Origin of the sequence: Kitasatospora sp. NPDC051705 (assembly GCF_044453265.1) — a bacterium.
GTDB lineage: Bacteria > Actinomycetota > Actinomycetes > Streptomycetales > Streptomycetaceae > Kitasatospora.
The window spans coordinates 14957-32111 of sequence record NZ_JBITCO010000025.1; the positions used below are offsets into that span (position 1 = coordinate 14957).

Sequence of the window (17155 nt, forward strand, 5' to 3'; positions counted from 1 at the left end):
AGGAACGAAGAGCCCATGCACACGATCCGCTGCGAGATCGACACCGAGTACGCCGGCGCCGAGGCGCTGGCCGACCTCGCCCGGCGCTGGCTCGTCGAGGGTGCGGAGCGCCTGGAGGGTCCCACCCTCCAGGCGGTCCTCGACAGCACCGACCTGGCCGAGGACTCGCTGACCAAGGCGGTGCCCTGCGGCCCGGCCGGAGCCCTCTGGGGCTTCGTGTCGGCCGACACCGTCAACCGCAGGACCGGCCGGATCACCCACCGCGCCAAGGTCCTGACCCGGAAGAACCTGCCCAAGCTGCAGACCTGGCTGGCCGGGGACGTCCAGCTGGCGGAGCTCGCGCTCTACCGGCTGGACGGCGAGGGCCTGCCCGGCGAACCGCTGCTGCGGATGGGCGTCGCCCGGGACGAGGACTGCGAGGACTGGGTCAGGCTCTCCGCACAGGCGCCCGAGGGCCGCTTCGGGCCGGCCGAACAGGCCGGCTGGACGGAGCTGCTGCGGGACTTCGCCCAGGAGGTCGACCCGTCCTACGCGCAGATCGGCTACGCGCGGACGCTCGGGCGCACCGAGCACGAGGAGCGGGTCGGGCCTCCGCTGCCCGGGATGACGCTGCCGCAGTCGCGGCGGCTGCTGCGCGGGTACGAGTGGCTGACGGTCGTCCCGCGCGAGATCGCCCGCGAGCTCGGCGGCACCGCGGCCCTCGCCGCGGGGGGCTTCCACGAGGTGGCCGAACTCCCCGGCGGGGCGGTGCTGATCCGGGTGACGCCGGAGTTCGACGGCTTCACCGGTGAGGCCGTCGAGCGGACCTGGCGGGTGCTGAAGCCCGCGCTGCGGCCCGGTGTGCCCAAGCGGTTCAGCGCGGCCACCGAGGCCGCCGAGCCGCCGAGCCGGATCTGGTACGCCGACACCGTCTGATCCGCGCACCACCACCGGCGGGGCCGGGGCGGGACCACCCTGCGGGGTGCGTCCGGCCCCGGCCCCGCGCCGTTCCCCGGGGGCGCGGTACGGGCCTGCGCGGGCGGTTCCGGTGGGGTGCTCCGGCCCGCGCCGGGGGCCGGGCGTGCAGCGGATTGAGGACTCCGGGTAAAGACCTGCGAGACTGCGGAGCATGTCGGATGCACACGTCGTCGTCATCGGTGGTGGGATCGCCGGCCTGGCCGCGGCCGCCTTCCTGAGCGGGGCGGCCGGAGGGCCGGCCCGGGCCCGGGTCACGCTGCTGGAGGCGTCGGAACGGCTCGGCGGCAAGCTGTGGGGCGGCGAGGTCGGCGGGGTCCGGGTGGACCTCGGAGCCGAGTCGGTGCTGGCCCGGCGACCGGAGGCGGTGGAGCTGGCCCGGGCGGTCGGCCTCGCCGACGCGCTGGAGCCGCCGACCACCGCGAAGGCCGCGATCTGGACGCGGGGCGCGCTGCGCCCGCTGCCGGGCGGCCAGGTGATGGGCGTCCCCGGCGACCTCGACGCGCTGGCCGCCTCCGGGGTGCTCACCGCCGAGGGGCTGGACCGGGCCCGGCACGAGCGCACCACCGAGGTCGGCGAGGACGTGGCGATCGGCCGTTACGTCGCCGACCGGCTCGGCCAGGAGGTCGTCGACCGGCTGGTCGAACCCCTGCTCGGCGGCGTCTACGCCGGGCGGGCCGAGGAGATCTCGCTGCGCGCCGCCGTACCGCAGCTGCTGCCGATCGCCCGCGGCGGCGGCTCGCTGGTCGAGGGGGTGCACCGGCTCGCCTCGCGGCCCGCGGTGGTCGGCACCCCGGTCTTCCAGGGCCTGCGCGGCGGCATCGGCACCCTGCCGGAGGCGGTCGCCGCGGCGTGCGCGAAGGCCGGCGCCGACCTGCGCACCGACACCCCGGTGACGGAGCTGCGCCGCACCCCCGACGGCTGGCGGGTGCTGACCGGCGACGGCACCGCGCTGCACGCGGACGCCGTGGTGCTGGCCGCCCCGGCATCGGCCGCGGCCCGACTGCTGCGCACCGACGCCCCCGCGGCCGCCGCCGGGCTGGACGCCGTCGAGTACGCCGGGATGGCCCTGGTGACGATGGCGTTCCGCCGCTCCGACCTGGCCGGGGCGCCGGCCGGCAGCGGCTTCCTGGTGCCGCCGGTCGACGGGCGGCGGATCAAGGCCTCGACCTTCTCCTCCAACAAGTGGGGCTGGCTGGAGCGCTCGGCACCGGACGCGTTCCTGCTGCGCACCTCGCTCGGCCGCCACCGCGAGGAGGAGGCGCTGGAGCTGCCCGACGAGGAGCTGGTGGCCCGCTCGCTGGCCGACCTCGGCGAGGCCGTCGGGCTGACCGCACGGCCGTACGCCACCGCCGTCTCACGCTTCCGGGCCGGCCTGCCGCAGTATCCGGTCGGACACCTGGACCGGGTGGCCCGGGTGCGCTCGGCCGCGGAGCGGGTCGGTGCGCTGGCGCTGTGCGGCGCCGCCTACGACGGGGTGGGCATCCCGGCGTGCATCGGATCGGCGGCCGCCGCGGTGGCGGCCCTCGACGGACTGTTGACCCCGGCGACCGGGGAAGGACCCACGGAGAGGAGAATGGGCGCATGACTGAGACCGTTGAGCAGCAGCCGGAGCAGCAGCCCGAGAAGAAGAAGGCACGCGACCTGAACCAGGTCATCCGCTACACGATGTGGTCGGTGTTCAAGCTCGAGGGCGCGCTGCCCGAGGACCGCACCGCCCTCGCCGCCGAGGTGGACGAGCTCTTCGCCCAGCTGGCCGCGAAGGACGTCACCGTGCGCGGCACCTACGACGTCTCCGGTCTGCGCGCCGACGCCGACATCATGGTCTGGTGGCACGCCGCCGACTCGGACGACCTGCAGGAGGCGTACAACCGCTTCCGCCGCACCGCCCTGGGCCGCCGGCTGGAGCCGGTCTGGTCGAACATGGCGCTGCACCGCCCGGCCGAGTTCAACAAGTCGCACATCCCGGCGTTCCTCGCCGACGAGCGCGCGCGCGACTACGTCTGCGTTTACCCGTTCGTCCGCTCCTACGAGTGGTACCTGCTGCCGGACGCCGAGCGGCGCGCGATGCTCGCGGAGCACGGCCAGATGGCGCGCGGCTACCCGGACGTGCGGGCCAACACGGTGGCCTCGTTCGCGCTCGGCGACTACGAGTGGCTGCTCGCCTTCGAGGCGGACGAGCTGCACCGGATCGTCGACCTGATGCGCGACCTGCGCCCCTCCCGGGCCCGGCTGCACGTCCGCGAGGAGGTGCCGTTCTTCACCGGCCGCCGCAAGCCGGTCAGCGAGCTGCTGGGCGGCCTGGCCTGACCTGCGGCTCGTCGTGTCCGGAGGCCGGTTCCCGCTCGGGGAGCCGGCCTCCGGTCCGTCCGGGGTCCGTCCGGTGGGACCGTGCGCCGTCCGGCCGACGGGCCCGCGGGTTCAGGTGCGGTGCGGGCGCAGCGCGGCGCGCAGCCGCGGGTCGGCGAGGGCGGCGGGGCCGTTCATGGCGACGGCGGTGAGCAGTTCGCGCTCCTCGTCGTCGGCGAGGCCGCGCTGGCGGGCCGGGCGCACCTCGCGCAGCACCTCCTGACCGATCGGGGAGGCCCAGCGGGTGTAGGGGTAGACGTCCACCCGGGCCATCAGCAGCGTGCCCGCGGTGAGCACCAGCGGCAGCGAGAACCAGGCGAGGGGGGCGAGCGCGTCACCACCGGTGAAGCCGCTGAGCGCCAGCGCGGCCGCCAGCAGGACCAGCGTCAGCAGCAGTGCGTGCCGCACCTGCCGGACCACCAGGACGGTGCTGCGCTGGATCAGGGCCGGAGTCGCCAGGCCGGCCAGCGAGAGCCGGGCGCCCATCTCCAGCACCGTCGGGTGCCCGGCCATCGCCCGGCGCAGCTCGTCGGTGCGGCACTGGCCCTCGGGGCCGACGGTGGCGACGATCGCGCGCTCCAGGCGGCTGCGGCCCCGGGGGTCGACCACCGTCGTCCACCCCGTGTGCGCCAGGTGCAGCCGCCCCCGGCCGGCCATCAGGACGAGGGCGAGCTCGACCACCCGGTCCGGTCCGCCGGCCAGGTAGGCCGTCTCGTACAGCCCGATCCCGACGGCCTCGGGCGGGTGCAGCCCGTCCTGCTCGGCCAGGGCGTCGGCGGTCGCGGTCGTCCGCACCAGCCGGAGGCAGGACAGCACCGCCGCGACGCACGCCGGTATCAGGAACAGCAACCACATGGGCTTGTTGTATGCCTGGTCCGACGGCCCGGGGAACGGCTTCCCGGTGCGCGATACCGAACTGTGACGTCAGGACCCGCAGCCGCCGCCACCGCCGCAGCTGCTGGACGAGGAGCCGCAGCTGGACGAGGACGACCCGCAGCTGCTGGACGAGGAGCCGCAGCTCGACGAGGAGGACCCGCAGCTGCTGGACGAGGACCCGCAGCTCGACGACGACGAACCGCAGCTGCTGCTCCCGCCGCAGCCGGACGAACCGGACGAACCGGAGTCGGAGGAGGAGCCGCACCAGGTGGTGGTGGAGGCGCAGGAGGAACCCGACGAGGAGGAGGACGAGGAGGACGAGGACGCGAAGGCGCCCGCGGACGCCTGCCGCATCGCCTCCTCCTCGGCCGAGGCCTCCAGCATCGCCGCCTCCAGCTCCTGGTCGTCCAGCCCGGCCGCGGCCAGCCCGCCGAGCGCGAGCGCGCCCAGCAGCGCGCCGCCCGCCAGCGCGGGGGACAGCCCCGCGCTGGGCCGCCACGGGGTGCTGCCGTGCATCAGCGCCAGCTGGCGCCGACCGGCCGGGGTGATCCGGCCCCGGTGCGGCCGGGTGACGGCCAGCGCCACCAGGCCCACCAGCAGCAGGAACCCGGGGACCCAGAACGAGACGCGGTCGTAGCCGGGCTCGCCGTCGTCGAGGACCACGGCGAGGACCGTGAAGGCCAGCACGTCCAGCACCGCGAGCCGGAGCAGCAGGTGCGCGGTCCGGGCCCGCCGCAGCCGGTCCGGGCGGCGCATCAGCCCGCGGTCGGAGAGCCGGTCGCCGATCTCCTGCACGGCGGCCGAGCGCATCACCTCCCGGCGCAGCGCGGCGATCTCCCGGCTGCCGGTCGGGCCGACGGCGTCCATCACGGCCTGGTCGACCGCGTCGTACGGCCGGCGGTCGACCAGGGTGACCAGGCCGGCGCGGCTGATCACCACCCGCTCGGCCATGTGCATCCGGACCAGTGCGGTGTCGAAGACCCGGCCCGGACCGCCGGCCAGGAACGCGGCGTCCAGCAGCGGCAGGCCGCGCCCGGGCAGGCCCATGGCCCGCGGCACGTGACCGACCCGCTGGCGGGTCTGCGAGGCGTACAGGACGGCCGCCGCCAGCAGGGCGGCGGGGATCAGGAAGTAGGTGTCGTGCCACATGGGCGTTCCCCCGGAGTGTGCGGTGTCGTGCTGTGGAGAAGGACTGTCAGCGCCGCAGGGCCCGGCGCAGGCGGGCGAGCGGGCCGGACGGCCGCTCGTCGGCCGGGCGGAGCCACTGCTCCAGCGCCCGGCGGTGCTCGGCGGCCGGCGGGCCGCCGTCGGTGAGCACCCACTCGGCGAAGGCCCGGGCGTCGGCCCGGTAGCCGCCGGTCTGCGGGTGGGTGCGGGCGTACGCGAGGAACAGCGGCCCGTACCGGTCGCCGAGCAGGCGGGGCAGTTCGGGCGCCACCTTGGCGGCGGTGTCGCGCCGCTTGGTGGCCAGCCCGGTGGACTGGGCGCGGACCTGCGCCGGGTCGAAGCCGGCCGGGACGGGCCCGCCGGCCACCAGGGCGGCCAGCAGCTCCTCCTGCCGGCGGCGGAGGTTCGCGCGCTCGCCCGGGAGCGGCGTTTCGGTGCGGGTGTCCGTGCGCCCGCTCCGCCGCGGTGCCCCGGTCCGGGTGGCGGCCGGGTGGGCCGTCCGCGGGGTGCTCCCCTCCAGCACCCCGCGGATGGCGTCCAGTTCGCCGGCCAGCTCACTGGGCGGCGGGAAGCCGGCGTCCCGTTCGAGCAGGACGCCGGGAGGCGTGATCCGGGCGCAGAGTTCGGCCAGGACGTCCAGGACCGGCTGGGTGACCGGGTGGGCGTGGGTGTCGTGCCAGACGCCGTCGACCATCCGGCCGCCGGCGACGTGCACGTAGGCGATCGCCTCCAGCGGGAGCCGGTCGAGTTCGGCGGCCGGGTCGATGCCGAGGTTGACCCGGTTGGTGTGCAGGTTGGCGACGTCGATCAGCAGCCGGACGCCGGTGCGTTCGACGAGTTCGGCGAGGAACTGCCCCTCGGTCAGTTCGTCCCCGGGCCAGGCCAGCTGGGCGGCGATGTTCTCGAGGGCGAGCGGCACCGGGAGCTGGTCCTGGGCGATCCGGACGTTCTCGGCGATCACCCGCAGGGACTCCCGGGTGCGCGGGACGGGCAGCAGGTGGCCGGCCTCCAGGCCGCCGGCCCGGACGAAGGCCAGGTGTTCGGTGACCAGTGGGGAGCCGAGCGCGAGGGCCGCCCCGGCGAGCCGGGCGAGCCGGTCCGGGTCGGGTCGGTCGGCGCCGCCGAGGCCGAGGGCGACGCCGTGCGGGACGACGGTGACGCCGCGGGCGCGCAGTGCGGTGAGGGACTCGGGGAGGTGGTCGGCGCAGATGTTCTCGGCGACCACCTCGACCCAGTCGAGGCCCGGTTGGCGTTCGACGACGGTGTCGATCTCGCTGCGCCAGCCGAGGCCCACGCCGAGGGTGACGTCCGGGCGGGTGCCCGGGCGGCTCGGGGCGGCGGTGCCGGCGGCTGCCCGTGCGGGCAGGTCAAGTGCAGGGGAGGTCATCGGTTCGCCCCCTTCGGAGGGCTGGGTGGGAACGGCCGTCGGACGGTGCGGGCGTCGTCGCCAGGACCGCGCGGCCGTGATGCTGAGGATGTCCCCGGGCGGGGTGGCTGCCAAGCCTCGACCGGTCTTCTCAGAGCATTATTTGAGCTTGGGTTCTGACGCGGTAGGACTGTAACCCCCGGATCCTGACGTCCTCGCAGGTGGGGGGCGGTCCCGGGGGTGGGCGGGGGCGCGCGACGGCGCACCGCGGACGGCCCGCGAACCCCCGGCCCGGTGGATCCGGCGCCCGCGGGGAGGAGTTCGGATCTTCCGGCGGGTCGAATTGCGGTGGTGTGGGTATTTCCGGCCGCGGGCGGGGATTTACCTGACGGGACACAGTTCGTGGCCGAGTCTTCCCCCGGGGGATCATATGGAGATCCTGCTCCAGGTTCTGATCGCATCGGTCCCGGCCGTGATCGGGTTCCTCGCGGCCCGCTCCCTCGCCCGGACGAGGCTGTTCCTGCGGTACGGATTCCTGCGGGCGCTGCTCGCCCCGTACGGCCGGGTGCAGATCGTCACGCCCAGCCTGGAGGTCGCGGAGTTCGCCTACGCCTCGGACGGCTGCCGGCTGACCAGCCGGGAGCCCAAGAACGTGCTGTTCATGCCGATGGCGGAGGCCCGGGCGATAGCGCAGCTGATCGACCTGCTGCGGAAGGTCAACCGGAAGGCGACGATCGAACTGGTCGTGGCCGGTGCGCAGGATCCGCGGATGCCGACCTTCTCGATCGGCGGACCGGGCGTCAACTCCTACTCCGGCGGCGTACTGGAATCGGTGTTCCCGGACTTCCGCGTCGAGTACCCGGACGCGGCCCGCGCCCGGTGGGGCGGGATGACCTTCGAGGCGCTGTACAACGCGGCCGGGGAACTGATCCGGGACCACGGGTTCATCTTCGTCACCCGGACGTCCCGGCAGGCGCCGTGCATCGTGCTCTGCGGGGTGTTCGCCTTCGGTTCCGCGATGGCGGTGGAGGCGCTGGCGGGGGCGGGCCGCAAGTCCGCGCTGGCCGCGCTGTTCCGCTCGGGGGAGAAAGGATTCGTCGCGGTGGAGGGGCGGGTCATCGGTCTGGACACCGTGGACGTCACGGTCGAGGTGTGTCGCGTCCTGCCCCCGCTCTGAGCCGGGATCCGCCCCGAGTGTCCACAAATCGTCCGGACAGTGAGACGATTGGTCTCGACCACGAGGGTCGAATCCGGACAGCTCGGGAGAGTCTGGGGCATCAACTCCTGCAGTGCGTGCAGGTTTTGCCGCGTTGTCGAGTCGGCATGGGCATAATCGCGCACATGACGATCAACCGTGCGAACGTGAGCGCGATTGCCGAGGACCTGTACGTGTGGCTCCCCCCGAAGCGGGGCTGGGGCCTGGCCAACTGCGGGCTGCTGGCCTCGGAGAAGACCGCGCTCTGGATCGACACACCCTACGACCCCGCCCTGGCCGGCGAGTTCCTCGCGGCCAGCCGCCGTCTGCTGCCGGCCGGGGTCGGGATCGACCGGGTGGTCGTCACCCACGCCAACGGCGACCACCTGTGGGGCGCCGGAGTCGTGCCGGACGCCGAGGTGATCGCCACCCGCGAGGCGCTGGAGCACATCCACTGGGAGCCCACCCCCCGGCAGCAGCACGCGCTGGTCACCGGCAGCGACCCGGACTCCGCGCTCGGCGGCTACCTGAAGGAGCACTTCGGGCGGTTCGACTGGTCCGACACCGATCCCGTCCGCCCGGACACCGTCTTCACCGGTGAGCTGGAGCTGCGGGTGGGGGACTACCCGGTGCAGATCTCCAGCCTCCCCGCCGCCCACACCGGCGGCGACCTGATGGTCCACCTCCCGCACCAGCGCGCCGTGTTCACCGGCGACGTGATCTTCAGCTCGACCCCGGAACAGCCCGGTGACCACCCCTCGCACTGGGCCGGGCCGCTGGAGAACGTCATCGGCGCCTGCGAGCAGGCGCTGGCCACCGGCGCCGAGATCTTCGTGCCCGGCCACGGCCCGGTGCTCGACCGCGACGGCGTCCGCGAGCACATCGGCTACCTCGCCCACGTCCGGGAGCGGGCGCACGCCCTGCACGCCGCCGGAGTACCCGCGCTGGACGCCGCCCGGCGGGTGATAGCCGAGCGGCGCCACCCGGAACTCGGCCTGCCCGAGCGGCTGGTGCTCACCGTCGCCGCCGAGTACCGGCACCTGGACGGCACCGAGGTGCCCGACGTCCTGGAGGCCATGGGCCAGGTCGCCCAGGTGGCCCGGGAGCTCGCCGAGGACGCCGCCCGCATCCCGCGCCCGCGGACCGGCCGGGACTGACGGCCCGCCGGGGCGGCCGCCGGCGGTGCCGCCGCCCGCCCCGCGCCCCGGCCCGGCGCCCGCCCGCCCGCCCGCACCCGCCCCACCGAGGACTCCCGAGGACTTCGATGACGCAGATCGTGCTGACAGCCCTGGCACTGCTCGCCGCCCTGGCGGCGGCCGTCCTCGCCCGCGCCCGGGCCGGAGCCGTCACCCGGGCGGCGGCCGCCGAGGCCGCCCGCGCGCACGCCGAGGAGCGCGTGCGCGTCGCCGACGCCCGCCTGGTCGAGGCCGAACGGCGGGTGCGGGAGGCCCAGGAGGGTGCCCGGGAGGCCAGGGGCGAGGCCCGCGAGGCCGATACCCGCGGCCGGGCCGCCGAGGAGCGCGCCCGGGTGGCCGACGGCCTGGTGCGCGAGGCCGAGGACACCGTCCGCGCGGCCCGGGACGCGGCCCGCGCCGCGCAGGACGACGCCCGGGCCGCCGAGGAGCGCACCGCCGTCGCCGCGGCCGGGGCCGAGGCGGCCGAACGCGGGCTGGCCGAGGCCGAGCGGCGCACCGCGGCGCTGCTCGCCGAGATCGGCCACCTCGCCCAGGAGCGGGTGGCGGCCACGGCCGTGCGGCTCAGCCACGCCAACGCCCCGCTGGTCGGCCCGCTGGACCCGCAGGCCGTCGGCCCGGAGGCGGTCCGGGCGCTGCAGTCCGTGCTGGACGCCGCCACCGCCGCCCTCACCGACGAGCGCGAGCGGGTCGACGCCGCCGCCCGCGCCGCGATGCGCGGCGCCACCTCCCGGATCCAGACCCTGCTCTACCAGATCCAGAGCCTGGTCCAGCAGCTCCAGCACGACAACGACGACCCGCGGCTGCTCGAGGTCGACTTCCGCAACGAGGTCGCGCTGCGCCGGATCCAGACCGTCGCGGTGCTCTGCGAGGCCTGGCCGGGGCTGGCCCGCACCGACTCGCCGCTCGCCGAGGTGGTCGTCGGCGCGCTCTCCCGGGTGCCCGGCTACGCCCGGATCAAGGTCGCCAACCACCTCCGCGAACAGCGCCTCGCCGTGGTCGCCCGGGCCGCCGAGCCGCTGGCCATCACGGTCGCCGAACTCCTCGCCAACGCCTCGGCCTACTCGCACCCGGAGACCGACATCCCGGTCACCGTCCAGCAGGGCGGCCGCGGCGCCCTGGTGATCATCGACGACAGCGGCATCGGCATGGACGAGGACCAGCTGCGCCGCGCCCGGCGGCTGCTGGCCGGCCCGCCCGACGTCCTGCTCACCGAACTCGGCAACCCGCCCAAGACCGGCTTCGCGGTGATCGGCAAGCTGGCCCGCCAGTACGGGTTCTCCTGTCACATCGAGCCCTCGCCGTACGGCGGCATGCGGACCATCCTGCGCATCCCGGCCGCGCTGGTGACGGTCGTCGACGACGAGCAGCCGCTGTCGGTGCTCACCCCGCTGCCGCTGCGGGCCGGTGCCGGCCCGGCTCCGGCACCCGCCGTCCACGCCGTCCCGCCGATGCGGGACGCCGACGAGGGCGGGGCGCCGGTGCTCGCCGACCGGCACCACCAGCCGGGCCCGCACGCCGCGCCGGCCATCCACGTGGTGCCGCGGACGGCGGCCGACCCGGTCGACGACGGCACCGGCCTGCCCAGCCGGCGCCGCCGCAGCCCGCTCGCCGCCGACGGCCCGGGAGCCCCCGCGGCCGCCCCGCAGGCCGGGGCCGCGGTGACCGCCACCGTGCGGTCCGCGGCGGCCGCGGCGCCCGCCCGCACGCCCGAGCGGGCCGCCGCCCACTGGGAGGCGCTGCAGCAGGGCACCGACTCCGGCCGCGCCGCCGTGGCGCGGGCCGCCGGCCGGACCGGCGCGACCGACCCGGCCGACCCCACCGACCCGACCGGCCCGCCCCGCACCACCGACCCGTCCAGCACGGCCGGCGACAGCGGTGTCCACACCACCGCCCGTCCGCCCGCCCCGACCCCTGAAGGAGCCGAGCAGTGAGCAGCTCGCCCAGCCAGACCGCCACCGACGAGATCTCGTGGGTGCTGACCCCGCTGCTGGAACTGCCGGGAGTGCTGCACGCGGTCATCGCCACCGGCGACGGCCTCGTCGAGGGCGCCTCGGACGGGCTCGACCGGGCCTCCGCCGAGCGGGTCGCCGCGATGACCGCCACCGTGCACGCCGCCGCCCGCGCGTTCACCGGTGCGTTCACCGGCGCCGAGCGCCCCCGGCTGGACCAGACCGTCGTGGAGTCCGACCTCGGCTACGCCATCGTCGTCCCGGCCGGGGAGAACACCTCGCTCGCCGTCTTCACCTCCCCGGAGGCCCAACTCGGCAACGTGGCCTACCAGATGCAGGTGCAGGTCGCAGCGCTGGGCCGCGCGCTCGCGAGCCCGACCCGGCAGCAGGACGCCACCGACCGGTCATGACCGCCGTACCCCGCAGGCGGATGGTGCCCGCCTACCTGGCCACCGGCGGCCGCAGCCGCCCCGGCACCGCCGGCTTCGAGCGGCTCACCGTGCTCTTCGCGGACCGCGCCGAACCGCCGGGCGACCTGGAACCCGAACACCGGCGGCTCTGGGAACTGCTGCGCCCCGGCGCGCTGACCGTGGTGGAGGCCGCCGCGCACCTGCGCCTGCCGGTCAGCGCCACCGTCTTCCTCGCGGCCGACCTGGTCGAGGCGGGCAGCCTGCGCGCCCGCGCACCGATCCCGCCCGCCCAGCAGACCGACCGCTCCATCGTCGAGAGGCTCCTCGTTGGACTCCGTGCGCTCCGGTAGCCCGGCCGACCGGCCGAGCCGGGTGGGCTACCTGCCCGACCGGGACCAGACGCTGATGAAACTGGTGGTGGCCGGCCCGTTCGGGGTCGGCAAGACGACGCTCATCCGCACCCTCTCCGAGATCGCCACCCTGCACACCGAGGAGGCGATGACCGAGACCGGGCGGCCGGTGGACGACCTGGCCGGCCTGCCGGAGAAGGCCACCACCACGGTCGCCGTCGACTTCGGCCGGCTGACCCTGCCCGGCAACGTCGTGCTCTACATGTTCGGCACCCCGGGCCAGCGCCGCTTCTTCCCGCTCTGGCACGACATCGCCCGCGGCGCCCTCGGCGCCCTGGTGCTCGCCGACACCCGCCGGCTGGCCGACTCCTTCGAGATCATGGACATGGTCGAGGAGCAGGGACTGCCGTACGCCGTCGCCGTCAACTGCTTCCCGGACGCGCCGGTCCACCCGGTGGAGGTGCTGCGCACCCACCTGGACCTGCACCCGACCACCCCGCTGCTGCTCTGCGACGCCCGCGAGCGCGGCGCCAGCCTCGACGCGCTGATCGCCCTGGCCGAGCACGTCCTCGACGGGCTGCCCGCCACGGCCGACCCCGCCGGCCCGTCCGCCGACCCCGCCACGGCCGACCCCGCCGGCCCGTCCGCCGACCCCGCCGGCCCGTCCGCCGACCCCGCCACGGCCGACCCCTCCGCCGCGTCCGCCGTCTCCGCCGCCGAGGAGCGCCCGTGAGCACCGACCCCCGCCCGACCCCGATCTACGGCCCGGTCTTCGCCGCCGACCCGCAGCTGGTCTACGACCGGCTGCGGCGCCACGGCGCGGTGGCCCCGGTCGAGCTGGCACCCGGCGTCGAGGCCCTGCTGGTCACCGACTACCAGGCCGCCCTGGACCTGCTGCGCGACACCGACACCTTCTCCAAGGACTCCCGGGAGTGGCAGCGCACCGTCGCGCCGGACAACCCGCTGCTGCCCGTGCTCGGCTACCGCCCGACCGCCCTGTTCAGCGACGGCGAGGTCCACGAGCGCTACCGTGCGGTGATCACCGACGGCCTGGCGCTGCTCGAACCCCACCGGCTGCAGCGCCGCGTCGCCGAGGTGGCCCACCAGCTGATCGACCGCTTCGAGGGGGCGGGCACCGCCGACCTCATCGCCGAGTACGCCCGCCAGCTGCCGGCCTTCGTCCTCACCACCTGGTTCGGCGTGCCCGACGAGCACCGCACCCGCCTGGTGGCCGGGATCGCCGGGATGATCGAGTCCACCGAGAAGGCCGTCGCCGCGTACGGGGACCTCGTCGCGGTGGTCACCGCGATGGTCGCCGAGCGCCGCGAACGGCCCCGGCACGACCTCACCTCCTGGTTCGTCACCCACCCGGCCGGGCTGGAGGACGACGAGGTGATCCGGCAGATCACCCTCACCATGATCGCCGGGCACGAGCCGACCACCAACCTGATCGGCAACGCCCTGCTGCGCCTGCTCACCGACGCCCGCTACGCCGGCTCGCTCATCGGCGGCGCGATGACCGCCTACCAGGCGATCGACGAGGTGCTCTGGCACGAGCCGCCGCTGGCCAACCTCTCCGCCCACTACCCGCGCTACGACATCACCTTCCACGGGCGGGAGGTCCCGGCCGGCTCGCTGATGCTGGTCTCCTACGCGGCCGCCAACTCGCAGGCCGCGCCGCCCACCGACGGCACCGAGCTGCGCAGCGGCGAGAGCGCCCACCTGGCGTGGGCGGCCGGCCCGCACGCCTGCCCGGCCCGCGACCCGGCGCTGCTGATCGCGATCACCGCGATCGAGCAGCTCACCAGCCGGCTCAGCGACCTCGAACTGACCGCGCCGGCCGACGGGCTGCTGTGGCGGCCCGGGCCCTTCCACCGGGCGCTGGTCCACCTCCCGGTCCGCTTCGCCCCGGTGGTGGGCTGAGCCGGGCGCGGCCGGGCGCCGCCGGTCCACGCCGGATGCACGAGGGCCCGGGCACCCTTCGGTACGGGTGCCCGGGCCCTCGTGCGCGTCCGGTGCGCCGCCCGTCAGTCCTCGGCGGGCTTCAGGGTCAGCGAGATGCTGTTGATGCAGTACCGCTGGTCGGTCGGGGTGCCGTAGCCCTCGCCCTCGAAGACGTGGCCCAGGTGCCCGCCGCAGCGGGCGCAGCGCACCTCGACCCGGCGCATGCCGAGCGTGGTGTCCTCGATGTACTCGACCCGGTCCTCGGCCAGCGGCGCGTAGTAGGACGGCCAGCCGCAGTGGCTGTCGAACTTGGTCGTGGAGCTGAACAGCTCCGCGCCGCAGGCCCGGCAGCCGTAGACGCCGACCGTCTTGGTGTCGGTGTACTCACCGGTGAACGGGCGCTCGGTGCCCGCCTCGCGGAGCACGTGGTACTCCTGCGGGCTGAGCTGCTCCCGCCACTCGGCCTCGGTCTTCTCGATCTCGTAGCTCATCACGGCTCCCGGTCGGGGTACGTCAGACGTTGGTGGCAACGTTCGCGAGCTGCTCCAGAATTTCGGGCCCCAGGTTGGTGACGTCGCCGGCACCCATGGTGAGCAGCAGGTCGCCCGGGCGGGCCAGGCCGGCCAGCAGGGCGGGAGCCGCGGCGAAGGAGTGCTCGGGGGTGACGTCGGCGCCGGCCCGGCGGGCCGCGTCGACGATCAGCTCGCTGGTCACGCCCGGGATCGGGTCCTCGCGGGCCGGGTAGATGTCCAGCACCACGGAGGCGTCGGCCAGCGCCAGCGCCCGGCCCATCTCCTCGGCGAGCTGCTGGGTGCGGCTGAACAGGTGCGGCTGGAAGACCACCAGCACCCGGCCCGCGCCGTCCAGGCCCTCCCGGATCGCCTCCAGGTCGGCGGTCATCTCGGTCGGGTGGTGGGCGTAGGAGTCGATCACCTGGACGCCGGCGGCCTCGCCCTTGAGCTGGAGGCGGCGGCGCACGCCGGTGTAGGCGCCGAGCGCCTTGGCCAGGTCGGCGGCCGGGACGCCCAGCGCGACGCCGGCGGCCAGCGCGGCGACCGCGTTGTGCGCGTAGTGCCGACCGGGCACCGAGACGGTGAAGACCAGCTCGGCGCCGTCCAGCTCCACGGTGACCTCGCTGGTCATGCCGTGGGCGACCACCGAGCGCACCCGCACGTCGGCGTCCTCGGCGGAGCCGACGGTCACCACGTTCAGGCCCTCGCGGCCGGCCACCCGGGCGGTCAGCTCGCGGGCGCCGTCGTGGTCGGCCGAGACGACCAGGGTGCCGCCGGGGGTGATCCGGCCGACGAAGGTCTCGAAGGACTCGTGGATCTCGTCGATCGAGGCGTAGTTGGCGTGGTGGTCCAGCTCCACGTTCAGCACGATCGCCACCTCGGGCGCGTACTTGTGGAAGCTGCGGTCGCTCTCGTCGGCCTCGGCGACGAAGATCTCGCCGGTGCCGTGGTGGGCGTTGGAGCCGGGCGCGTCGAGGTCCCCGCCGATCGCGTAGGACGGGTCCAGGCCCAGCTCGCCGAGGGCGACGGCGAGCATGCTGGTGGTGGTGGTCTTGCCGTGGGTGCCGGCCACGGCCAGCGCCCGGCGCCCGCCCATCAGCGCGGCCAGCGCGTCGGAGCGGTGCACCACCGGGATGCCGCGCTCGCGGGCCGCGGCCAGCTCCGGGTTGTCGGCGCGGATCGCGCTGGAGACCACCACGCTGCTGGTGCCGTCCGGCACGTGCTCCGCGGCGTGGCCGACGTGCACCGTCGCGCCGAGGGCGCGCAGCGCGAGGACGGTCTCGGACTCCTTGGAGTCGCTGCCGGAGACGCTGGCGCCGCGCACCGCGAGGATCTTCGCCAGGCCGGACATCCCGGCGCCGCCGATGCCGATGAAGTGCGGGGCGTGCAGGTCGTGCGCGGCGTCGTTCAAGGCGGGGCTCCGTAGGACGATGGGCCCCTCCTGCCCGGCGGCGGGCGAGGAGGGCGGGACAGGGCGGGCGGACGCATGGGAGTCGTCCTCGCGGGCGGACCGCAAGGACGATTCTGCACCACCGGCCGCCGGAGCTAGGAGTCGCTGGCGAACAGCCGCAGCACCGGGACCCCCACCTTGTGCCGGGCCTGGGAGGCCCAGTCGCGGTGGAAGAACTCCTCCACGAAGTGCGGGGAGGTGAGCACCACCACCTCGTCCGCGCGGTGCTCCTCGACCGCCGCGCGCAGCCGGTCCAGGGGTTTCTCCTCGACCAGTTCGCCGATCGCCTCGGCCCCGGCCGCGCGCAGGTGGCGCAGGCTGTGTTCGAGCGATTCGGTGGCGACGGTCGGGCCGGTCTCGGACTCGTCGTGTTCGTGCACCACCTTGTCGAGGTGGCCGAGGGCGACGTCGTCCAGCGCCCGCAGCAGTTCGTCCTGCTTGCCGCGCGGCTGCATCAGGACGACGAAGGAGACCTTCTCCTCGCTGTGGAGCGTGGTGACCAGCTCCACGTCGGCGTCGGAGAGAGCCTTTTCGATCATCAGTACCGTCTTGAACACGTGAGTCCCTTCCAGTGGCCGGCCCGGGGCCCCGGCATCGCATAACGGCATCACGACCGGTGGGTCACGGGATCGTCCGGACCCGGGCGACGCAGGTAGCGGGTGAAGAGGAATCCTTTCTGCTCGATCAATGAGACCAGCCGCATCCGCCGCACGTCAGGCATTTCCGCATCGTGGATGATGCGCGGCGCGTCCCCGCCGGTGAGCAGCGGGGCCACCGACAGGCACAGCTCGTCCAGCAGGTCGGCCGCCGCCAGCTGCCCCAGCAGCCGCGGGCCGCCCTCGGTCAGCAGGCGCGTCCAGCCCCGCTCCGCCAGCGCCGCCACGGCCGCCCGCGGGTCCACCGAGCCCTCCCCGGCGACCACCAGGTCGGCCACCTCCGCGACCGCCCGGCGGCGCTCGGCGGGGGAGTCCGCGGTGGTGACCACCACCGTCCTGACCAGCGGCCCGGTGAACAGCGGGGAGGCGAGGTCCAGGGCCAGCGAACGGCTCACCACCGCGATCGCCGGAACCGGCGCCTGCCCGGCCGCCGCCCGCGCGGCCGCGAAGCCGGCCCCGACCCTGGCCGGCCCGTAGCCCTCCGCCCGGACGGTCTCGGCGCCCACCAGCACCACGTCCGCCAGCGCCCGCAGCACCCCGAAGATCCGCTTGTCGGCGTCCCCGGACAGGCCCTCGGAGAGGCCCGCCAGCTTCGCCCCGCCGTCCAGGCCGGCCACCATGTTGGCGCGCAGCCACGGGCGCCCGTGATTCACCTGGTCGGGGTACGCGTAGACGGCGGAGAGCGCCTCGGTCGAGGCCGGATCGACGGCCGGTCCGTCCAGCGGGGTGATCAACTGATGCATGCCCCCAGTGTTCCACCGTGGGCCGTTCGGAGGCGGTC

General features: G+C 75.3%; 16 protein-coding genes and 1 pseudogene. 10 read left to right on the top strand and 7 right to left on the bottom strand.

Annotated features, from left to right (window positions below):
* Positions 1 to 15 precede the first annotated feature (15 nt).
* The 3 genes from ACIA8Q_RS26265 to hemQ all read left to right on the top strand — a co-directional run bounded on the left by ACIA8Q_RS26265 (position 16) and on the right by hemQ (position 3264).
* On the top strand, positions 16 to 915 hold the full coding sequence (locus tag ACIA8Q_RS26265; RefSeq protein ID WP_396317760.1) for a hypothetical protein: 900 nt from the start codon (positions 16 to 18) through the stop codon (positions 913 to 915).
* Positions 916 to 1108: 193 nt separating this feature from the next.
* Positions 1109 to 2542 (top strand): protoporphyrinogen oxidase, encoded by a 1434-nt coding sequence (gene hemG / locus ACIA8Q_RS26270; RefSeq protein ID WP_360215957.1) that lies wholly within the window; start codon positions 1109 to 1111, stop codon positions 2540 to 2542.
* Positions 2539 to 3264: a hydrogen peroxide-dependent heme synthase gene (gene hemQ / locus ACIA8Q_RS26275; RefSeq protein WP_360215960.1), complete on the top strand. Its 726-nt coding sequence runs from the start codon at positions 2539 to 2541 to the stop codon at positions 3262 to 3264. The genes hemG and hemQ overlap by 4 nt, the downstream gene beginning before the upstream one ends.
* A 111-nt stretch (positions 3265 to 3375) precedes the next feature.
* On the opposite strand, the gene ACIA8Q_RS26280 is transcribed toward hemQ, so the two are convergent.
* The 3 genes from ACIA8Q_RS26280 to ACIA8Q_RS26290 all read right to left on the bottom strand — a co-directional run bounded on the left by ACIA8Q_RS26280 (position 3376) and on the right by ACIA8Q_RS26290 (position 6733).
* The gene (locus ACIA8Q_RS26280) at positions 3376 to 4158 is read right to left on the bottom strand and encodes a TIGR04222 domain-containing membrane protein (protein WP_396317761.1); all 783 of its coding nucleotides are present in this window, start codon (positions 4156 to 4158) and stop codon (positions 3376 to 3378) included.
* 69 nt (positions 4159 to 4227) lie between these two features.
* On the bottom strand, positions 4228 to 5328 hold the full coding sequence (locus tag ACIA8Q_RS26285; protein ID WP_360215966.1) for a TIGR04222 domain-containing membrane protein: 1101 nt from the start codon (positions 5326 to 5328) through the stop codon (positions 4228 to 4230).
* A gap of 46 nt (positions 5329 to 5374) precedes the next feature.
* Positions 5375 to 6733 (bottom strand): DUF692 domain-containing protein, encoded by a 1359-nt coding sequence (locus ACIA8Q_RS26290; RefSeq protein ID WP_360215969.1) that lies wholly within the window; start codon positions 6731 to 6733, stop codon positions 5375 to 5377.
* A gap of 409 nt (positions 6734 to 7142) precedes the next feature.
* On the opposite strand from ACIA8Q_RS26290, the gene ACIA8Q_RS26295 reads away from it, so the two are divergent.
* The 7 genes and pseudogenes from ACIA8Q_RS26295 (at position 7143) to ACIA8Q_RS26325 (ending at position 13735) form a co-directional block, all read left to right on the top strand.
* On the top strand, positions 7143 to 7889 hold the full coding sequence (locus tag ACIA8Q_RS26295) for a hypothetical protein (protein WP_360215972.1): 747 nt from the start codon (positions 7143 to 7145) through the stop codon (positions 7887 to 7889).
* A gap of 164 nt (positions 7890 to 8053) precedes the next feature.
* Positions 8054 to 9064, top strand: a complete 1011-nt coding sequence (locus tag ACIA8Q_RS26300; RefSeq protein ID WP_360215975.1) for an MBL fold metallo-hydrolase — start codon at positions 8054 to 8056, stop codon at positions 9062 to 9064.
* Positions 9065 to 9171: 107 nt separating this feature from the next.
* Complete coding sequence (locus tag ACIA8Q_RS26305; RefSeq protein WP_360215978.1) at positions 9172 to 11034, top strand: ATP-binding protein; 1863 nt, start codon at positions 9172 to 9174, stop codon at positions 11032 to 11034.
* Entirely contained in the window at positions 11031 to 11462 is a 432-nt protein-coding gene (locus ACIA8Q_RS26310) for a roadblock/LC7 domain-containing protein (RefSeq protein ID WP_360215981.1), read from the top strand. The genes ACIA8Q_RS26305 and ACIA8Q_RS26310 overlap by 4 nt, the downstream gene beginning before the upstream one ends.
* On the top strand, positions 11459 to 11812 hold the full coding sequence (locus ACIA8Q_RS26315; protein WP_360215984.1) for a DUF742 domain-containing protein: 354 nt from the start codon (positions 11459 to 11461) through the stop codon (positions 11810 to 11812). Before ACIA8Q_RS26310 ends, ACIA8Q_RS26315 begins: the two co-directional genes overlap by 4 nt.
* Before the next feature lie 55 nt (positions 11813 to 11867).
* A pseudogene (locus ACIA8Q_RS26320) lies at positions 11868 to 12407 on the top strand (GTP-binding protein); the annotation flags it as partial.
* 134 nt (positions 12408 to 12541) lie between these two features.
* A complete protein-coding gene (locus ACIA8Q_RS26325; RefSeq protein WP_360215987.1) occupies positions 12542 to 13735 on the top strand; it encodes a cytochrome P450 in 1194 nt (397 codons plus the stop codon).
* A 104-nt stretch (positions 13736 to 13839) separates the two neighbouring features.
* On the opposite strand, the gene msrB is transcribed toward ACIA8Q_RS26325, so the two are convergent.
* From msrB to ACIA8Q_RS26345, 4 genes are all read right to left on the bottom strand, one after another.
* Positions 13840 to 14247: a peptide-methionine (R)-S-oxide reductase MsrB gene (gene msrB, locus ACIA8Q_RS26330; protein ID WP_360215990.1), complete on the bottom strand. Its 408-nt coding sequence runs from the start codon at positions 14245 to 14247 to the stop codon at positions 13840 to 13842.
* 22 nt (positions 14248 to 14269) lie between these two features.
* Positions 14270 to 15679: a UDP-N-acetylmuramate--L-alanine ligase gene (gene murC / locus ACIA8Q_RS26335; RefSeq protein WP_360215993.1), complete on the bottom strand. Its 1410-nt coding sequence runs from the start codon at positions 15677 to 15679 to the stop codon at positions 14270 to 14272.
* Between the two features lie 134 nt (positions 15680 to 15813).
* A complete protein-coding gene (locus ACIA8Q_RS26340; protein ID WP_360215996.1) occupies positions 15814 to 16275 on the bottom strand; it encodes an indole-3-glycerol phosphate synthase in 462 nt (153 codons plus the stop codon).
* A gap of 50 nt (positions 16276 to 16325) precedes the next feature.
* Positions 16326 to 17117, bottom strand: a complete 792-nt coding sequence (locus ACIA8Q_RS26345; protein WP_360215999.1) for a pyrimidine reductase family protein — start codon at positions 17115 to 17117, stop codon at positions 16326 to 16328.
* Between the last annotated feature and the right edge of the window lie 38 nt (positions 17118 to 17155).